This window comes from Staphylococcus equorum, from assembly GCF_001747895.1.
Taxonomy (GTDB): domain Bacteria; phylum Bacillota; class Bacilli; order Staphylococcales; family Staphylococcaceae; genus Staphylococcus; species Staphylococcus equorum_A.
The window spans coordinates 58236-76179 of the sequence record NZ_LNNB01000004.1 but is presented as its reverse complement, the minus strand read 5'-3'; the positions used below and the strand labels follow the sequence as shown (position 1 = coordinate 76179).

22 protein-coding genes are annotated in these 17944 nt (G+C 31.9%); 17 read left to right on the top strand and 5 right to left on the bottom strand.

The window, feature by feature from the left end; translation table 11 throughout:
* Positions 1-900, top strand: a 900-nt coding sequence (locus AST02_RS01015; protein WP_218086510.1) for an SdrH family protein, incomplete at its 5' end; no start/stop codon positions are given.
* A 98-nt stretch (positions 901-998) separates the two neighbouring features.
* Here AST02_RS01015 and mroQ read toward each other — a convergent pair.
* Positions 999-1742: an intramembrane glutamic endopeptidase MroQ gene (gene mroQ / locus AST02_RS01010; RefSeq protein ID WP_069815048.1), complete on the bottom strand. Its 744-nt coding sequence runs from the start codon at positions 1740-1742 to the stop codon at positions 999-1001.
* A 177-nt stretch (positions 1743-1919) separates the two neighbouring features.
* Here mroQ and groES point away from each other — a divergent pair, with 177 nt between their 5' ends.
* The 4 genes from groES (at position 1920) to AST02_RS00990 (ending at position 5397) form a co-directional block, all read left to right on the top strand.
* Entirely contained in the window at positions 1920-2207 is a 288-nt protein-coding gene (gene groES, locus AST02_RS01005; protein ID WP_002507147.1) for a co-chaperone GroES, read from the top strand.
* 57 nt (positions 2208-2264) lie between these two features.
* Positions 2265-3887 (top strand): chaperonin GroEL, encoded by a 1623-nt coding sequence (gene groL, locus AST02_RS01000; RefSeq protein WP_046466286.1) that lies wholly within the window; start codon positions 2265-2267, stop codon positions 3885-3887.
* A gap of 174 nt (positions 3888-4061) precedes the next feature.
* The gene (locus tag AST02_RS00995; RefSeq protein WP_069815046.1) at positions 4062-4700 is read left to right on the top strand and encodes an HD domain-containing protein; all 639 of its coding nucleotides are present in this window, start codon (positions 4062-4064) and stop codon (positions 4698-4700) included.
* A 229-nt stretch (positions 4701-4929) separates the two neighbouring features.
* Positions 4930-5397 carry a bacillithiol transferase BstA gene (locus AST02_RS00990; RefSeq protein ID WP_069815043.1) on the top strand — a complete coding sequence of 156 codons (468 nt, stop codon included), beginning with the start codon at positions 4930-4932 and terminating at the stop codon, positions 5395-5397.
* Between the two features lie 59 nt (positions 5398-5456).
* On the opposite strand, the gene AST02_RS00985 is transcribed toward AST02_RS00990, so the two are convergent.
* The gene (locus tag AST02_RS00985; protein WP_069815041.1) at positions 5457-6746 is read right to left on the bottom strand and encodes an aminotransferase class I/II-fold pyridoxal phosphate-dependent enzyme; all 1290 of its coding nucleotides are present in this window, start codon (positions 6744-6746) and stop codon (positions 5457-5459) included.
* Between the two features lie 202 nt (positions 6747-6948).
* Between AST02_RS00985 and AST02_RS14650 the strand changes: the two genes are divergently transcribed.
* The 7 genes from AST02_RS14650 to pmtD all read left to right on the top strand — a co-directional run bounded on the left by AST02_RS14650 (position 6949) and on the right by pmtD (position 11198).
* Positions 6949-7044: a Trp-rich small protein gene (locus tag AST02_RS14650; RefSeq protein WP_230622036.1), complete on the top strand. Its 96-nt coding sequence runs from the start codon at positions 6949-6951 to the stop codon at positions 7042-7044.
* A 228-nt stretch (positions 7045-7272) separates the two neighbouring features.
* A complete protein-coding gene (locus tag AST02_RS00980) occupies positions 7273-7458 on the top strand; it encodes an SE1626 family protein (protein WP_046466282.1) in 186 nt (61 codons plus the stop codon).
* 178 nt (positions 7459-7636) lie between these two features.
* The gene (gene pmtR / locus AST02_RS00975) at positions 7637-8017 is read left to right on the top strand and encodes a PSM export ABC transporter transcriptional regulator PmtR (RefSeq protein ID WP_002507153.1); all 381 of its coding nucleotides are present in this window, start codon (positions 7637-7639) and stop codon (positions 8015-8017) included.
* Positions 8014-8898, top strand: coding sequence for a phenol-soluble modulin export ABC transporter ATP-binding protein PmtA (gene pmtA, locus AST02_RS00970; protein ID WP_046466281.1), 885 nt, complete (start codon positions 8014-8016; stop codon positions 8896-8898). Before pmtR ends, pmtA begins: the two co-directional genes overlap by 4 nt.
* 16 nt (positions 8899-8914) lie before the next feature.
* Complete coding sequence (pmtB, locus tag AST02_RS00965; RefSeq protein ID WP_046466280.1) at positions 8915-9577, top strand: phenol-soluble modulin export ABC transporter permease subunit PmtB; 663 nt, start codon at positions 8915-8917, stop codon at positions 9575-9577.
* A gap of 20 nt (positions 9578-9597) precedes the next feature.
* Positions 9598-10470: a phenol-soluble modulin export ABC transporter ATP-binding protein PmtC gene (pmtC, locus tag AST02_RS00960; protein WP_069815039.1), complete on the top strand. Its 873-nt coding sequence runs from the start codon at positions 9598-9600 to the stop codon at positions 10468-10470.
* On the top strand, positions 10470-11198 hold the full coding sequence (gene pmtD / locus AST02_RS00955) for a phenol-soluble modulin export ABC transporter permease subunit PmtD (RefSeq protein WP_046466278.1): 729 nt from the start codon (positions 10470-10472) through the stop codon (positions 11196-11198). The genes pmtC and pmtD overlap by 1 nt, the downstream gene beginning before the upstream one ends.
* An 82-nt stretch (positions 11199-11280) precedes the next feature.
* On the opposite strand, the gene AST02_RS00950 is transcribed toward pmtD, so the two are convergent.
* Positions 11281-11841: a thioredoxin family protein gene (locus tag AST02_RS00950; RefSeq protein ID WP_046466277.1), complete on the bottom strand. Its 561-nt coding sequence runs from the start codon at positions 11839-11841 to the stop codon at positions 11281-11283.
* A gap of 170 nt (positions 11842-12011) precedes the next feature.
* Between AST02_RS00950 and AST02_RS00945 the strand changes: the two genes are divergently transcribed.
* The 3 genes from AST02_RS00945 to AST02_RS00935 all read left to right on the top strand — a co-directional run bounded on the left by AST02_RS00945 (position 12012) and on the right by AST02_RS00935 (position 13998).
* Positions 12012-12497 carry a hypothetical protein gene (locus AST02_RS00945; RefSeq protein ID WP_069815037.1) on the top strand — a complete coding sequence of 162 codons (486 nt, stop codon included), beginning with the start codon at positions 12012-12014 and terminating at the stop codon, positions 12495-12497.
* A 92-nt stretch (positions 12498-12589) separates the two neighbouring features.
* Positions 12590-13150 carry an HAAS signaling domain-containing protein gene (locus tag AST02_RS00940; protein ID WP_046466275.1) on the top strand — a complete coding sequence of 187 codons (561 nt, stop codon included), beginning with the start codon at positions 12590-12592 and terminating at the stop codon, positions 13148-13150.
* On the top strand, positions 13147-13998 hold the full coding sequence (locus AST02_RS00935) for a DUF4097 family beta strand repeat-containing protein (protein WP_069815036.1): 852 nt from the start codon (positions 13147-13149) through the stop codon (positions 13996-13998). Before AST02_RS00940 ends, AST02_RS00935 begins: the two co-directional genes overlap by 4 nt.
* A 95-nt stretch (positions 13999-14093) precedes the next feature.
* Here the strand turns inward: AST02_RS00935 and AST02_RS00930 are convergent, their stop codons facing one another.
* Positions 14094-15134, bottom strand: coding sequence for a C45 family autoproteolytic acyltransferase/hydolase (locus AST02_RS00930; protein ID WP_069815034.1), 1041 nt, complete (start codon positions 15132-15134; stop codon positions 14094-14096).
* A gap of 494 nt (positions 15135-15628) precedes the next feature.
* On the opposite strand from AST02_RS00930, the gene AST02_RS14170 reads away from it, so the two are divergent.
* The gene (locus tag AST02_RS14170; RefSeq protein ID WP_107514816.1) at positions 15629-15799 is read left to right on the top strand and encodes a hypothetical protein; all 171 of its coding nucleotides are present in this window, start codon (positions 15629-15631) and stop codon (positions 15797-15799) included.
* Between the two features lie 513 nt (positions 15800-16312).
* Here AST02_RS14170 and AST02_RS00925 read toward each other — a convergent pair.
* Positions 16313-16723 (bottom strand): YolD-like family protein, encoded by a 411-nt coding sequence (locus AST02_RS00925; protein WP_069815032.1) that lies wholly within the window; start codon positions 16721-16723, stop codon positions 16313-16315.
* Between the two features lie 183 nt (positions 16724-16906).
* Here AST02_RS00925 and pglS point away from each other — a divergent pair, with 183 nt between their 5' ends.
* A complete protein-coding gene (gene pglS, locus AST02_RS00920; protein ID WP_069815030.1) occupies positions 16907-17944 on the top strand; it encodes a 6-phosphogluconolactonase in 1038 nt (345 codons plus the stop codon).

Genomic DNA, 17944 nt, shown 5'->3' with positions numbered 1-17944 from the left:
TCAAATCCTGATAAACCACAAAATGATGGGGGAAGTTCAACAGAAACACCTAAACCAGAACAACCGAGTGAAGGCGGAGGAGATAACAATACCACAGAACCCCCGAAGCCTAATAAACCACTGAGCCCCAACATACCATCTGGATCAAATCATCATAACCAGGGTAGTAAAAATAATACATCAGACAGTTCAGTGAATCATTCAAACTCAGGAAGTTCTCAAAATGAACACACATCTTCAAACTTATATAATGGTAAGAATCAAAATGCAAATAAGCAATATGCACAATCAAATGAAAATATAGCAGGCAGTAACAATAATGTTGTGACTTATGGAGATTTGAGAACAGAGAAAAAAAGTCAAAATTCAAATCAAGGTGACAGCAGATTAGTTAATAGATTTAATCAAATGTCTCCAGGTTCTTTTAAATACAATCCTTTTATTTTGAACCAAGTTAAACAGCTTAATAATAATGTTGATAGTGTATCTGACAAAGATATTACTTCTATTGTAAGACGTCAAAGTTTTTCAGATAATGCGTTTTTAAATGAGTTACAAAAGGGAACAAATTATTTTAAATTTCAATATTTTAATCCATTAAAATCAAGAGATTACTATAAAAATTTAGATAAGCAAGTTTTGGCATTGATTACTGGAGAAATAGGTTCTATGCCTGACTTAAAAACACCAGAAAACAAAAGTGTCGCATCTGGTAAATACGAATATCATTCAAGTAGTGATGAAGAATCGACGCGTACAAACGACAAGAAATCGAAAGACACAATTGATATTAAATTCGAACGGACATTATTTGCTTTAATCACTGCAATAACGATGATTTTTATAGGTGTAGTGGTAGGATATTTCGTTTATCGCAGAAACAAAAACGAAAATGAATAGCTTTTGACATTTAACGTGTCATAGACAAATAAAAAATGGAAGGACTCATGTAATAAACATTGAGTTCTTCCATTTATTTTATATAACTTAAAATTTAATTAAAACATAAAGTTAAATATAAATGATGCAGATTCTTGTAGTTCTTTTATTTTTTCAGGACCAAAGTAAATTTGTACAATAGCGACAAAGCCATTTTGCATTATGTGCACTAGAATAGGCACCCATAAACGTTTTGTATATACATATAATGCTGAGAAAATAAAGCCCATACCAAAATAGATGATAAAGAATGATGGATCTGCATGTGCAGCACTAAAGATAATTGAACTTACAATTCCGGCAATGAGAAATTTAAAAGTTTTATTACCTTTTAATATGTTGTATAACTCACCAAATATTACTTTTCTAAATACGAATTCTTCTAGTATAGGTCCTACAACTGAAATTAATATGATAAACATCGGGATTTCTTGTGCTATTTTCATCAATCTTTCCGTATTAGGACTAGATTGAGGTGCGCCGAATACATACATATTTATCATTCCTGCTATGACTTGATAAATCATAACAATCATATAACCTACGATTGCCCAAAGGATAACATATCTTTTCTTTTCTTTAGGTTGTAACTCTAGTTGTGTAGGATTGGCAATGAAAAAGTTTATTAGTATGATTAGGAAAGCAGCTATAATAAACAAAATTACCTGTGTATAAATATTAGCAAAGAGGATTTCTTTGCCACTTAAATTGTTAAATAAGCCAGCCATTTGTAAGAAAATCGGACCAAACTGTGCAAGGCCATAAATAACTAATGTCAAAATGGACACCCATATACGAGACATAATGAACCTCCAAAAATTAGAATATACTCTATTTTATCGTAAAATAGCTTTTCACACAAAATTTAGTGTAATGGTTTTAACTTGAAATATTGACCAACTTTGATTATTATAGAAAGTGTATTAGCACTCACAATGATTAAGTGCTAAAAATTTTAGTATTTTAAGGAGGAACAATCAATGTTAAAGCCATTAGGTAACCGAGTAATTATTCAAAAAACAGAACAAGAGCAAACAACTAAAAGTGGTATCGTTTTAACTGATAGCGCTAAAGAGAAATCAAATGAAGGTACGATAATTGCAGTAGGTGCAGGACGTATTTTAAAAGATGGTTCTCGAGTTGCTCCTGAAGTGAATGAAGGCGACAATGTTGTTTTCCAACAATTTGCTGGAACCGAAGTTAAGCGTGGAGACGACACATACTTAATCGTTAGCGAAGACGATATATTAGCAGTAATAGAAGAATAATCAAAATTAAAACTAAAAAATATACAAATAATACGAACATCATGGAGGTAAAGTAATATGGCGAAAGATTTAAAATTTTCCGAAGACGCACGTCAATCTATGTTGAGAGGTGTAGATAAATTAGCTAACGCCGTGAAAGTTACAATTGGACCAAAAGGGCGTAATGTTGTATTAGATAAAGAATATACATCACCATTAATCACAAATGACGGTGTTACGATTGCAAAAGAAATTGAATTAGAAGATCCATATGAAAATATGGGTGCGAAATTAGTACAAGAAGTTGCCAACAAAACGAATGAAATCGCAGGTGACGGAACAACTACAGCTACAGTATTAGCTCAAGCAATGATACAAGAAGGTTTGAAAAACGTAACAAGTGGTGCAAATCCTGTAGGTTTACGTCAAGGTATCGATAAAGCTGTAGACGTAGCTATTGACGCATTACAAGAAATTTCTCAAAACGTTGATAATAAAAATGAAATTGCGCAAGTTGGATCTATTTCAGCAGCTGATGAAGAAATTGGTAAATATATTTCAGAAGCTATGGAAAAAGTAGGTAACGACGGTGTAATTACAATTGAAGAATCAAGTGGTTTTAATACTGAACTTGAAGTCGTTGAAGGTATGCAATTTGATCGTGGTTACCAATCTCCATATATGGTAACTGATTCAGATAAAATGGTTGCAGAACTTGAAAAACCATACATTTTAATTACAGATAAAAAGATTTCATCTTTCCAAGATATTCTGCCATTATTAGAACAAGTTGTTCAATCTAACAGACCTATCCTAATCGTAGCAGATGATGTAGAAGGTGACGCATTAACAAATATCGTATTAAACCGTATGCGCGGTACATTTACTGCAGTTGCAGTTAAAGCACCTGGATTCGGAGATCGTCGTAAAGCGATGCTAGAAGATTTAGCTATCTTAACAGGCGCACAAGTGATTACTGATGACTTAGGCTTAGATTTAAAAGATGCAACAATTGACATGTTAGGTACTTCAAGCAAAGCAGAAATCACTAAAGATAATACAACAGTGGTTGATGGTAATGGAGACCAAAATAATATAGATGCACGTGTAAGCCAAATTAAATCTCAAATTGAAGAGACGGACTCTGAATTTGATAAAGAGAAATTACAAGAACGCTTAGCTAAATTAGCTGGAGGCGTAGCTGTAATTAAAGTTGGTGCTGCAAGTGAAACAGAATTAAAAGAACGTAAATTACGTATTGAAGATGCTTTGAACTCTACTAGAGCTGCTGTTGAAGAAGGTATTGTAGCCGGTGGTGGTACAGCATTCATGAATATTTATGACAAAGTTTCTAAAATTGAAGCTGAAGGCGATATTGCAACAGGCATCAATATTGTGTTAAAAGCATTAGAATCTCCAGTTCGTCAAATTGCAGAAAACGCTGGTTTAGAAGGTTCGATTATTGTTGAAAGACTTAAAAATGCTGATGTAGGTATTGGTTTCAATGCCGCTACAAATGAATGGGTGAATATGCTGGATGCTGGTATCGTAGATCCAACTAAAGTTACACGTTCAGCTTTACAACATGCAGCAAGTGTAGCAGCAATGTTCTTAACAACTGAAGCGGTTGTTGCGCATATTCCTGAAGAAAGCAGTAATGATGCACAAGCAGGTATGGGCGGCATGCCAGGTATGATGTAATAGATTATAAACTTTAAAATTAAAGTTTATAAAAGAGCGTATTTAAATAATACTTATAAGACGTCTTTCATTAAGTTACTTAACTTAGTGGAAGGCGTCTTTTTTATGATGAATGATCTATAGTTTGATATACATATCTATAGAGACTATATTGTAACCAGGGAGGAATTTATTATGTTAAAAGATATCAATGAAATTGTTGTCCCAGATAGTAAAATAATCCAAGAAGCACAAGAAGTAGTCCATGAATATGGTAATGAGTTAATATGGAACCATTCGAATAGAGTATATTTATTTGGCGAAGTTAAAGGCATGCAAGATCATTTGAAATATGATAAAGAGCTTTTATATATGTGTTCGCTCTTCCATGATTTAGGATTAACAAACCAATATAGTAGTGATGATCTGAGATTTGAAGTAGACGGCGCAAATGCAGTTCGCCAATTTTTAGATACACACAATTATAATGACCAAGATTTACAACTTGCTTGGGATTCAATTGCATTACATACGACGATAGGTGTGGCTGAGCATAAAGAGAATAATGTTGCATTATTATATCATGGTGTTGGTATGGATGTTATGAGTGACAATTGGGACCAGTATTCAGATGAAATTAGAAAAGCAATCGTAAATAAATTTCCTCGTGGTAATTTTAAAAAAGATGTATTAACAGCTTTTTATGAAGGCTTTAAACATAAACCTGAAACAACGTTTGGCAATATTAAATCTGATGTTGTGAAATATTTTGAGCCTGAATATCCTCAAAATAATTTTTGCTCTTGTGTCCTACGTTCAAAGTGGGATGATTAAAAGCACACGATACGTTAGTAATATATAATCATCAAATCCCAAAGTATAAAAATTGAATTTGAAAGCAATCTATAGCACTATTGAACATGTATAATTAAAAAAGTTATGGATATAAATGGATTAAGTGAGTAAAAACAACTTATTGAGGGTAGAGAAAGTAAGCATAAATATTATTCGCTACTTATAATTATTATTTATGTGAAGCTTTTTTAAGAAAGGGAGATTAACTATGACAAAAAAATCAGTGTACGATGTGATTGATACAGGTATTAATTATTTAATATCAGACTATGACAAATGGAACATTGAAAGTATATTAGATAATGAAAGTGAACTCTTCCCTAATACGTTACATTGGCAATATGGTCACGTGTTAACTATTTTTGAATCTGCATTATCTTTAAGTGAGCAAAATGAAGTAGATATTCAAAAATATACACGCTTATTTGGTTATGGATCTAATCCAGCTGATTGGGGCGACGAAGAAATCCCAAGTGTGGATGAAATTATCAAAAATTTAAAAACGTTGCCTGAACGTGCAAAAAAATTAACAGACCAACAATTAGAAGTTGAATTAACTGAAACAATTGCTGGTTGTAGTACGTTAGATGAGTTGTTAATTTTAAATGCAATTCATGTACCACTACATGCTGGTAAAATTGAAGAAATGGCACGTGTATTGAAACAGCAACGTTAATATAAATAAAAAGGATGAAATCACCATTACATGTGATTTCATCCTTTTTATTATTTAATTTAATTTTTTAGATCTTCAATTGCTTTAGCGATAGAATCAAATACATATGGAATGTCATCTTTTTCTACACAACTGAAAGCAATACGAATGTCTGTTGCATTAAGGGCAATGATGCCAATAGAGTATTTATTAATTAAGTGTTGGCGTAACTGTTCTGGGTCCACATCTTTAACTTGTAATGCCATAAAATAGCCTGAGTTAAAATCATAAGCCTGCCAGTATGATGCGTATTTTTCATCATATACAACAGATTTCGTTACTTCATATCTAGCTTGTAACGTGTCGATATTGTGTTGAATTTCCTTATCAAAAGTTTCGTGATTTTCGAGCACGTATTTAACTGCACTTTGCGAAGGTAATGGACCACTTGAAATGTTGCTTCGAATTAATCCTTTGATTTTAGCTTCTAATACTTGTTTTGTTGTATCGTTTCCGACACCGAAACTGATGTAACCTACACGTAATCCCCATGCAAAGAATTCTTTTGTTGCGCCATCTAAACGAATTGGTAATAAGTTGTCTAAATGTAAATTCGTTAATGCTGTGAATAATGACTGTGTATAAACATCTTCATAAAAGAGTCCGTAGTATGCATCATCAACTAAAGCAATGACGTTTGTGCCACGTTCTGCTAATGATTTTATTGCAGAGACAATAGTATGAACTTCATCTTTTGTTGGTGTATAACCAGTTGGGTTATTTGGATAATTTAATATTAAGATGATTTTATCTTTATTATAATTTTCTAGAGTATTAACTAAATTTTCTGTTGTAAAATGTCCAGCTTCGTCAAAAATATCATAGGTTTCAATTTCAGCACTATGTCTTGTACTATAAACGAGTTTATAGTTGCCCCAATTATGCGTTGGAAGTAAGAGTGTATCACCACTATCGACGAACATGTCACCGACTAATGATAAGCCATGTGTTAAAGCATTCGTAAGGATAGGTCTTGTCATGTCTTTTGCATCTAAATCTGGATTTTCTTTTAATGTTTTTTGTTGCCATAAATCACGAAGAGATTCTAAACCTTGTGGTGGGGCATAAGGGAAGATTTCATCGGGTTCTAAATGATCGAAGATATCATTTAAAGTATTTGCGTACATCTTGCTATCTTTATATGTTGCCATTCCTATCGTGGCATTATATTGTGTCGATTTTGCTTCCGCGGATTGGGATAATATACCTTTCGGGTAATACATTAATTTTCCTAGGTCGGAAAGCATGTCTGCAACTTCTGGATTTGATTTAGATAATTGTTCGTTTAAATCTAAAGCTAAAGGATTCATAGTTGGTCAACCTCTCTTTACTTTTTCAATGATAACCTTATATTATCTTGAAATAGCTTAAAATTAAAGTCTTGTGACTGTTTTAGACAGAAAATTTCAAAATTTAACTATTTATACGAACGTACGTTCTGTTTTATGTTAGAATACGGATAGGCCATCAAAAATCCTACATGGCACTTTTTTCTGTGGGAGGTGTAGTATGATAGCGTGGTGGCAAGAAATGATTGCAACTTTATTAACAGGTAGCTTACTTGTTGTATTCCGTGTTTGGTTAGAGAATAAATGGAAAGACAAATAGGTGGCCTTACACAAAAAACCCCAAGCCTGATGACGCAGACTTGGGGTTGTGTAGTATAATCCGTGGATACAATTACAATTTTATCATCATAGGTAATAGACTGCAAACAATATATTTAAATATAAATCATAAAAACAAATACATAAGTATCAAGAATTTTTTTAAATAAATTGCTTTTAGAAATTAATGCCAAAGTTTGGTACAATGATATTGTTTGAGGTGAAGAGAGTGAAACATTTAACCAAAATATTTGTCATAATGGCAATGATATTACTCGTTGTAGGCTATTATTTACAGGCCATAGGTCATGAAGATTCTGGTGTTAAATTATTAATTGCTGCAATTATGTTTATGATTTGCGCTTTTATTGATCGTAATAATAAGCGTAAGAAAAAAGATAAACAAAATAAGTAACATTGTTAGAACAAGCTATAAGTGAGATGAAGCGATATGCAAAATCTTACTTATAGCTTTTTTATGTTAACTCGTCCCTTTCAATGAGTAATTATATGGGTGTTTGAATAAATTTATACTTTACAAGTGTGTATACATTGTATATAGTGTGTATATACAGTTGTAAGGGAGGACGTCCATGAAAATACTTTTGAAAAATAGTGGTGAACAGCCAATCTATGAACAGATTAAGCAACAAATCAAAGAAAATATTTTAAAAGGATACGTTGCTCCTGGTGAACACTTACCTTCGATGAGGGAATTAGCACATGATTTGAGCGTTAGCGTTATAACTACAAAGCGCGCATATGAAGATTTAGAAAAAGATGGTTTTGTCTTTACTATTAGAGGTAAGGGTACATATGTGAAAGAGCAAGATAGTTCAATTTTAAAAGAAAAACAGTTCATGGTGATTGAAACAATGGCTAAATCAATAAGCAAAGAAGCAAAAACTATAGGCATGCCACTTTCAGAATTACAAGAAATCTTAGAAATGATTTTTGAGGAGGACGATGAATGAACGCAATCGAATTAAATGCTGTAAATTATCAGTATAAAGAATTCAAGTTAAATGATATTAGTTTTCGTGTTCCTCAAGGATTTATAACTGGATTTATTGGTGCAAATGGTGTAGGTAAAACGACCATTATTAGAATGATTATGGATTTAATTGAGCCTGATGGCGGAGATGTTTTAATCTTTAATCAAAAAATGAAAGCACGCCCTGAAGCTATTAAAAATAAAATTGGTTTCGTTTATTCCGAATTGTACCTCAATGATAAATGGAATATCCAAAAAATTGAACAGTATGTTTCACCATTTTATAGTACATGGGACCATCAGTTATTTACATATTATCTTGAAAAATTTGATTTACCTTATAAGCGGAAGATCAAAACATTCTCAACTGGTATGAAGATGAAGTTGTCTATTGCTATTGCTTTTAGTCATCATGCTGAATTATTTATTCTAGATGAGCCAACATCAGGATTAGATCCAATCGTTCGAAACGAAGTTTTGGATGTAATTCAAAAAGAACTCATTGATGAAAAGAAAACAGTATTTATTTCTACTCATATCATTTCTGATTTAGAAAAAATCGCTGATTACTTAGTGTATTTAAAAGATGGTGAAATTGTACTGAATCAATTTTTGGATGACATTTTGAATAGATTCAAAGTAGTTAAAGGTGACATGCAGCAATTGGATGAAGAATTAATTCAATTAACACACTATATAGAAGAAAACAAAACTGGATATATCGCACTTACAGAACATGCTAATATATTTAATGAAATTTTTGGAAACAAGGTTGCAATAACTAAGCCAACGATTGAAGATTTAATGGTTTACCTTGAAAAAGGAACCCAGAAAACTGAACAAAAAAATTATGAGACTTAACAACTGGGGGCATTAGATGAAAAATTTACTTATTAGAAATTTAAAATTACGTAAATGGACAATCGTAATATATGCAATCTTATTATTGTTTTCCCCACTGCAATTAATCATAATACCTAATAGTATTTTTACTAATGCGTTATATTCTGCAGTTGCGATGATATTACTTTTTGTTTCTATACTAGATTCTGGACATGTTTTTCGTTTTAATAGTAAGCTTGGGCACAGAATGGCTTATGACTTTTTTGGAAGTTTACCGGTTTCTAAAAAGTCATTATTGAATGCTAATTATTTAACAGTTATTATTTTTACATTAGTTGGGGCAGCAATATTATCTTTATATACAATGCCGAATTCTCATGTATCAACAAGTAATATTGATTTTAATATTTCAATGCCATTCTCATACATTGCAGTAAATTTCTTTGCAGTACCTATAGCTTTTAAAAAATATACAGAACAAAAATCTGATTACATTTCTTATATCATTTATTTACTTACGATGGTTATTTTAATACCTGTCATAATCGTGCTACTTGTAGTTGGAATATGTACATTATTTAATTATAGTCTGGGTATATTAAATTATTTTGAAACTATTTTTAACTATGGATTTTTAACTTTAAGTATTTTTTGCTTTGTAGCTAGCTACATCATTCAATATAAAAAATTAATTTAATAATAAAAGGAGGCGCATTTATGGAATTAAAAGATATAACAAAAACGTATGGCAATAACAATGTTTTAGATCATATTAATTTTGATTTTGGACAAAGCCAAATTGTAGGTTTAATTGGTAAAAATGGTGTCGGTAAAACAACATTAATGAAAGTCATGAACGGAAATATTATCAAATACAAAGGGGAGGTAAAGATAGGTAATAAAGACAATATCGGTTACCTTATTGAACATCCTAAATTGTATGATAATAAATCAGGTTTATATAATTTGAAATTATTTGCCAATGTATTAGGTAAGGGGTTTGATAAAAAATATGCAAACCAAATCATTGATGCCTTTGGTATGAGACCTTATGTGAAGAAAAAAGTTAAAAAGTATTCAATGGGAATGAAACAAAAGCTAGCTATTGCTGTTTCATTAATGAACAAGCCCAAGTACCTTATTTTAGATGAGCCAACAAATGGTATGGACCCTGACGGATCAATTGATGTATTGAAAACAATTCAATCACTTGTGCAAGAACTGGATATGAAAATTTTGATTTCTAGTCATAAACTTGAGGATATTGAATTAATTTGCGATAGAGCAGTATTTTTACGTGATGGTAATTTTGTTCAAGATGTTGATATGAAAGAAGGGGCACCAACGGATTCTACAGTTTTAATCATAGAACAAAATAATTTTAATAATGCTTTAGAATATTTAAATGAAAATTTCGATGTGATTCAATCTAAGAGAGAAAATGGAGAAATCATTATTAAAGCACAATCAAGTTATCAAAAAGTGCTTAAAGGTTTATCCAATATCGATATTTTCCCTGAATTTATTGAAACACGCAAGAGTTCTTTACGTGATACTTACTTCAATATTAATCAGAAAGGTGGCCAATAATGAATAGTTTACAACTCGTGAAATATGACATTTATAGCATTATTAGAAGCCCATTAACGTATTTAGCATTACTCTTAACAATACTTCCGTTAATTGGATTTACAGTTCTATTTGTTCAGCAATCTGATAAAATAGACGGCAATATGCTACTTTCTATTGGTAGTTGGTTCTTTTCTATCATGGGCTTACTATTTGTAATCAAGACAATCACCCGTGATATTTCACAAGGTACGATTCAATTATATATGAATAAAACATCAAGTCGTGTGGGTTATGTTATCGCAAAAGTGATTTCAATTATACTAATCGCCATAATTATTACAGCAATACTTGTTGGTTTTGTATTAATCGTAGAACAAATTGTTGATGGTAAAAATATAGAAGTTGATAAAATCTTTGAATTACTTTGGTTCTTCATTCTATTCCATTTATTCTTTGGATTATTATTATATTTATTTTCATTAGTTGTACCAAAAACAGCATTAATCTTTACTCTAGGTATATTCTTAATATTACTTGTTCCTTTTGCTGAACCATTTATACCTATGATTCCTAAATTTGGTGACAATATTCAAGATGCCTTGAAATATATTCCATTTAGTTACTTAACTTCTAAAACGACAACTGGTGATTACACATTCTCTAATTGGCAGTGGTTTATTACTTCAGCATCGATTGTAGTATTATTCGTAGTTAATATATTCTATGTATCTAAAAAAGATATTTAAAATAAAGATAACCGAAGATTGAGTCATAAAAAAAGAGACGTATGAATTAACGGTTATAACACCTTAATTCATACGTCTTTTATTAATTTATAATTAGTTTATCTAAAATTGAATCATAAACATATTTCCACATTTGTGAGTCTGTTTTAAAGCGATTAGAAATAATTGCATATGATTCAGACGATTTATCTTCAAATGTAGGATCATCTTTTGCAGGAAGTTTGGAACGCGTTTCCTCTACAAAATGTTGAACTTGTCTTGCACGAGGTCCCCAAACTGTTTGCTGTTCAAAATCATCATTTAAAAATACAAATATAGGTATAGATCTCGCAGTACCATTTGTTAAGTATTGATCGATTAAGTCAGTGTTTTCATCACGATGAAAGACACGAGCTTCTATATTTAATCTTTCACTAATATGTTTAAGAATAGGCACGTTCATCATAGCATCTCCACACCAGTCTTCAGTGATAACTAGAACTTTGCTATAGTTTGATGCTTTAATTTTTTCAAGACGACTATCATCCTCTGGTGCTGAGAATGAATGATATATTGATAGTAAATTCTCTTTGTTTTCAGTCATAGCTTCAATATATTGATCAAGCGGTTGACTGTTTTTGAAATAAGTTTCTAAACTTGTCATAATAGTTCCCCCTTTAATTGATTAGATATTATTATATCAATATTTTAATATGAAAGAAAATTATTAATACATATAAAAGTAATATGTTTTAAGATTTCTTCAGGGATGAAAGTGACAAATACCTATGCTATATTTAATAAGTAAAGTAGAGTGTGGTGACAACATTGAAAATGCATAAACTACATAAGCGACTTATATTTTTTGCGTGTATAACAATAGCTACTGTGACAGTATTTTTAGTTAATTATATAAAGCAAGAACACTCGACCGATTTATCAAAACTATCCATTGATCGTGTCAAAATAGGGTCTGAAATTAATATTAGTGAATACGTTGAAAAAGATGAAGTCATTTTAAAAAGACATCGTCTTTATTCAAAAAGAGAGCATCCTAATTTAATTTTCAAAGTGAATAAAAAGGATTCTCAACTTAAAGGTATAACCTTAACTGGCGATACTAGAGTGCAAACTAATTTTAATGGAACGATCAATAATAATGTTGGAGAAGTTACACAGACACTAGGAACACATTATAAACAAAAAAAGTTGCGCAAAGGCTTTAATGCTATAATATATAAAGATAAGAAAAATCAAATAAAGTTATTTATTATTTATAAACATGATAAAATAAAGAAAATTGAAATACACAAGATATAAAAATTAAAAATGACATTCCTATAGGGCATGTCATTTTTGATTTTACATATACGTTTTGCTTCGAAACTTAAGTTTGAATGGCGGTAGATATTTTGGATAAAATCACTTTTTTAAATGAATTAGAGCAAGAATTAGATAAATTACCAAGAAGTGAACGCGATAAAGTGATGTATGAATATGAGGAATATTTTTTTGATCAAGAAAGTGAAGGGAAAAATGAATATCAAATCATTGGAGCACTTGAATCTCCTAAAAAGATAGGCAAAGAGCTTATGGCGAGAAATGCGATTGTGTCTGCGGAGTTTCGTCCTAATATAAATACAATTGTGAGAGCAATTATGGCATCTCTGGGTATGGGAATATTATCATTAATCATTATTTTAATCCCTATGATATTTGTTGGCATTTTCATGTTTGTACTATTACTTGTTGCATTATTTTTCGCACTTAGTCCACTATTATTGATTATCAACGGCATAATTAATGATAATTTTAGTTTTGCCATAAGTAACTATTTATTTGCCATTTCGTATACAGGATTAGGTCTTTTATTATTTGTCATTATTGCAAAATTTGCTCAATTTGTTTATCGAGTGATTTTAAAATATTTACGTTGGAATATTAAAACAATTAAAGGAAGTGCAGTCGAATGAAGAAGTTATTTTTTAGCGGCTTAACATTATTTATCGTGTGCTTTCTTTTAGCTTGTGTCGCTTGGTTTGGATTTGAAAAACAAAACAACCAACTCAATTCTGTGAATAAAGAAGTTAATGATAAAGATATAGAAAATTTAAACCTAGATAGCCAAAATAGTAAGGTTCAGGTTAAGCAAGGTGACAAATTTTCAGTGACCTATAAAGGGAAAAAGAATATTGATATTACGAATAAAAACAAGACACTACATGTTCATGAGACTGATAATACAGAAGATCATTATGGATTGAATTTTAATCCGTTTAGACAGTTTGATGATGAGATGGTAGTGACTGTGCCAGATAAAAAACTAAATCATTTAGATGTATCTAGTAAGACGAATATTATAAATATTGATAGTATCAATGCAAAAGATGCACATATTTCAATGAAGGCTACTGGCGGAGCACGTGTGTTTTTAAGTGATGTAGTGTTAGACAAACTGTATTATAGAGGTGTGAGTTCACCGCTTGATATAAAGCACAGCCGAATTACTAATGCGAATATTAAAACGAAACAGGCGAGTATAACGAGTAAAAAATCATTAATTGAAAAGTCGGTGTTGTTAGCTGACCACGGCAAAATTGATTTGAGTCGAATGGATATTGCATCACATTTTAGAGCCTCTACACAATATGGTGATATTTTCATGTCATATGATGATGACCCTCAAGATACATTGCTAAAATTGAATCCATCTGATGGGACTTCTAAAGTTATCAACAACAATTTTAAAGATAATAAAGTAGGGGCAGGAAAGCATATTTTAGAGTTCTATACGGATCATGGGGACATTTATATAAATTAACTCTATGTTGACATGAATAGAGAAAGCCAGGAAGTACATTTAATTAAGTACTTTCTGGCTCTTTTTATAATATAAATGATTTAAAATGACAAATATTAATAAGTGGCAAAGGTTAAATCAGTGTCAAGATGCCCGTTAATTGAAGTAATATCTAATGATTCGCCATCGAGCCATTTGCCAAAGTCTATTACGGTAGGTGCTTTATTTTCGCCTAAAGTGATATGCGCTGTTAATGATTGAGGTTCATACATACTTGTATGAATGGTCCCAGACCAGCTTTTAAATAATTTACTATAAATTTCATATTCCGGATTATTGAATAAATTAAATGCGCTCATTTTATCTAGTGATGCGGGTGCTTTTTTAAGGAGTCGATTTAATCGTTCTTTAGATTCTTTTGTAAAATTTCTATTCTCATGTGTTAATAATTTGAAATGATTCGTACAAGTACGATCGTAACGCACATCAACGGAGCGAGGAGAAACTTCGATAATCGCATGATTCAAATGTTTGTCCATGACAATGTAGCTAAATGAGCTTCTATGCGGAAGTTCTTTTAGTAATTGTATGGCCTCAGGTACATCTTTACAATATTGTAATATAAGCCTGCCGACCATATAGCAGACGAAACCATCACCTGGGTGCTTTCTGTGCATGAAGTTGTAGCCCATGGATAGACCAGATTCATTCATACCATCCATTCTCCCGGTTACACGTGATGTAGGGCCTATTTGCGCTAATCCGCCATCAGTAGGTTGGAACAATAAGTAACGACCATCATAAGTTGCAGGGTGATAATCATAATTTCGCACCATATAGTCCTGGCCTAAAAAGACCGTACAGCCACTGTTCTTCAATGGTGTAAATCGATAGTGTGCAAAGTTAAGAATCATTTGTCGGGTAGGCAGATTAAGTACTTCTTGCATGCCTCTAATTTCTTCCCAAATTTGCGGAGCGTACGTTTGGAAAATGTCATATGTTTCTTTGATATGGATATCAAAGCGGGGCATACGTTTTTTCCATTCTTTCTCTCTGTTTTTGAGTAAGGGGGTTTGTTGCATCCACTGTGCTGTTTGTACACCTAAATCAAAGTGTGAACCTCGATGTGTTAAGATGTCTGATTTTACTGATTGCATAGTTTAAAACTCCTATTTATGTGTGTAATCTTACAAAAATGTAACTTCATTGTAACGCTCTGTTAATTGCATTACGTATGACCAATAGTTATGCTTGAGTTAACATCAAGGGACGATCAGATAGACAAATTCAATGAGGTGATTATTATGTCAAATTATTATGATGCTTTCAAAGATGCAGTCTCCACTTGGTGGGGTCAATAAGATGAGAATAACTAACATTGAATTGGCTAATATTTAACGATATTAGCCCTTTTTTTACTTATATTAATAATAAATATAACATCTATCTTTATTCTGATGAGAAGAAAATGTTAAAATAAATAAGACATATTGACTAAAATTTATTGATTTTGCATTACTCCAATAATATCATAAATCCACTTTTTAATATTTAGATTAAAGAAATGAAAAGTGGGTATATATTTATTGATGCTTTCAAGTATGCTATCATTATTGATAGATATGTTAATAATTTATTGAGGTGAATCAGAATGTGTAATTTTATTAAAGGTTTATTTAAATTTGTATTAGGTACAATTCTTACTGTGTCATTAGCAGCAGGTGTTGGTGCAGTAGTTTTCGCTTATATCTTTAAAAAAGACTTCGAAGATATTGAAAGTAAAACAAAAGAAATTGTTTCAGATATTGAAACGAATAATTAAGTTATTAATAGAACACTTTAGAGTGTTCCCATACTGTCGACAAAGCCTTTAGGCTTTCGTTGGCAGTATTTTTTTTTAGCCACCGTTCACCGAAGTTGTTACGGTGGCTTATGCAGTCGAGAAGACTGCGAACAGTAAATCCGTTCACCGAAGTTGTTACGGTGGCATATGCAGTCGAGAAGACTGCGAACAGTAAATCCGTTCACCGAAGTTGTTACGGTGGCTTATGCAGTCAAGAAGACTGCGAACAATAAATCCGTTCACCGAAGTTGTTACGGTGGCATATGCAGTCGAGAAGACTGCGAACAATAAATCCGTTCACCGAAGTTGTTACGGTGGCATATGCAGTCGAGAAGACTGCGAACAGTAAATCCGTTCAACGAAGTTGTTACGGTGGCTTATGCAGTCGAGAAGACTGCGAACAGTAAATCCGTTCACCGAAGTTGTTACGGTGGCTTATGCAGTCAAGAAGACTGCGAACAGTAAACTTGCGCCGCAAGTATAGAAAAGCAGTTAACTATTGTCTTGAGTTATTCTAGTTATATCAAATAATGAAAGTTGAATTGTTTCCTGTGTATGGATTGGGTAACCTTCTAAAAACATATGAGTCATATCTATATTTTTAATTTTTATATGAGTCGTTTCCAACCAACCTGCTTGATAGTATTCAATATAAATATAGGAGTCTGTATGTAACGCTTGATGAAGCTGTAAATTTAATTCATTTAATTGATCGTCGGATAATATAGGACGGTCAATTTTATTTTGATCTACTAAATATTGTTGAATTGTTTCGAATTGTTCTGGCAAAGTAGCAAATGGCGCCCATTTAACCATGCCACGACCTTGCGGGATATTGGCATTAAGAAATTCTCTTGGTATATTTCTATAGTCATTTTCATTTTGATACTTTTCCGGAATCATAAAATCACCTCAATACAATAATAGAACATATGTTCGTATTATTGCAAGAAGTTTTTCTTTTTTTAAATTAATAAAGCATGAAAAGTTTAATTGTACTTTGATAGAAAGTGGCAATAATCATTATATTGTCATTTAGTATAGATATTTATTAAAATGAAACTATAACAATATGGAGGGGTTTACATGACGACAACAGGTTATATTGGTACGTATACGAAAAAAGAGGGCAAAGGCGTTTATCGTTTTGAATTAGATGAACAAACTGGAAGCGTAACAGAAGTTGAAACAGGATATGAATTAGAAGCATCAACTTATGTAAATCAACATAATTCATTTTTATATGCTGTAACACGTGAAGGAGATAATTGCGGTGTTGCTAGTCTTAAAATAGAAGAAGATGGTAAACTCAGTTTAATTAATAAATGCCTCGCTTCTACAAAGGGTAGCGGCTGTTATGTAGATGTGTCGCCAGACGGAAAGTTTGTTTTTGAGTCTGTTTACGGTGCTGGGTTAGCGCGCTTATATGAAGCGAACCCTGAAACAGGTGAAATCATACGTTTAATTCAAGAGTTAGAGCACAATTATCCAACTGGACCACACGAAAGACAAGATCAGCCACATGTGCATTTTATCAGTACAACACCAGATGAAAAATATGTAGTTGCAATCGATTTAGGTACAGATAAAATAGTAACATACGAATTTAATAATCATGGTTTTAGTGAACATGCGGTGAGTGATTTTGAACCAGGGGACGGACCAAGACATATTGCTTTTCATGAAAATGGGAAGTTTGCTTATGTTGTCCATGAGTTATCAAATGTCGTAAGTACAGTAAAATATGAGGATGGAAAATTCACAGAAATCCAACGACATTCAACAATTCCTGAAAATTTTGAAGGTGATACAAAATTAGCAGCAGTAAGACAGTCACACGATCAAAAATTCTTATACATCACGAATAGAGGGCACGATAGTATTGCTATTTTTAAAGTAAGTGATGATGGTTCAACGATTTCATTTGTTGATATTGTATCAAGTGGTGGTGAATTCCCCCGTGATTTCAACATTACTGACTCAGATGATTTCTTAGTTTGTGCACACCAAGAAGGTGACTATACATTGACGGTTTTCAAACGTGATAAAATTACGGGAGAATTAGAAAAAGTTGATCATCACGAATCAGCACCAGAGGGCGTTTGTGTACAATTTTTAAAATAA

Coding starts and splice junctions, on each gene's coding strand:
- AST02_RS00995 (WP_069815046.1), top strand. CDS start 4,062: ATGTTAAAAGATATCAATGAAATTGTTGTCCCAGATAGTAAAATAATC.
- AST02_RS00985 (WP_069815041.1), bottom strand. CDS start 6,746: ATGAATCCTTTAGCTTTAGATTTAAACGAACAATTATCTAAATCAAAT.
- pglS (WP_069815030.1), top strand. CDS start 16,907: ATGACGACAACAGGTTATATTGGTACGTATACGAAAAAAGAGGGCAAA.
- pmtA (WP_046466281.1), top strand. CDS start 8,014: ATGAACGCAATCGAATTAAATGCTGTAAATTATCAGTATAAAGAATTC.
- groES (WP_002507147.1), top strand. CDS start 1,920: ATGTTAAAGCCATTAGGTAACCGAGTAATTATTCAAAAAACAGAACAA.
- mroQ (WP_069815048.1), bottom strand. CDS start 1,742: ATGTCTCGTATATGGGTGTCCATTTTGACATTAGTTATTTATGGCCTT.
- AST02_RS00930 (WP_069815034.1), bottom strand. CDS start 15,134: ATGCAATCAGTAAAATCAGACATCTTAACACATCGAGGTTCACACTTT.
- pmtR (WP_002507153.1), top strand. CDS start 7,637: ATGAAAATACTTTTGAAAAATAGTGGTGAACAGCCAATCTATGAACAG.
- AST02_RS00950 (WP_046466277.1), bottom strand. CDS start 11,841: ATGACAAGTTTAGAAACTTATTTCAAAAACAGTCAACCGCTTGATCAA.
- AST02_RS00945 (WP_069815037.1), top strand. CDS start 12,012: ATGCATAAACTACATAAGCGACTTATATTTTTTGCGTGTATAACAATA.
- AST02_RS00990 (WP_069815043.1), top strand. CDS start 4,930: ATGACAAAAAAATCAGTGTACGATGTGATTGATACAGGTATTAATTAT.
- groL (WP_046466286.1), top strand. CDS start 2,265: ATGGCGAAAGATTTAAAATTTTCCGAAGACGCACGTCAATCTATGTTG.
- pmtD (WP_046466278.1), top strand. CDS start 10,470: ATGAATAGTTTACAACTCGTGAAATATGACATTTATAGCATTATTAGA.
- AST02_RS14170 (WP_107514816.1), top strand. CDS start 15,629: ATGTGTAATTTTATTAAAGGTTTATTTAAATTTGTATTAGGTACAATT.
- pmtC (WP_069815039.1), top strand. CDS start 9,598: ATGGAATTAAAAGATATAACAAAAACGTATGGCAATAACAATGTTTTA.
- AST02_RS00935 (WP_069815036.1), top strand. CDS start 13,147: ATGAAGAAGTTATTTTTTAGCGGCTTAACATTATTTATCGTGTGCTTT.
- pmtB (WP_046466280.1), top strand. CDS start 8,915: ATGAAAAATTTACTTATTAGAAATTTAAAATTACGTAAATGGACAATC.
- AST02_RS00925 (WP_069815032.1), bottom strand. CDS start 16,723: ATGATTCCGGAAAAGTATCAAAATGAAAATGACTATAGAAATATACCA.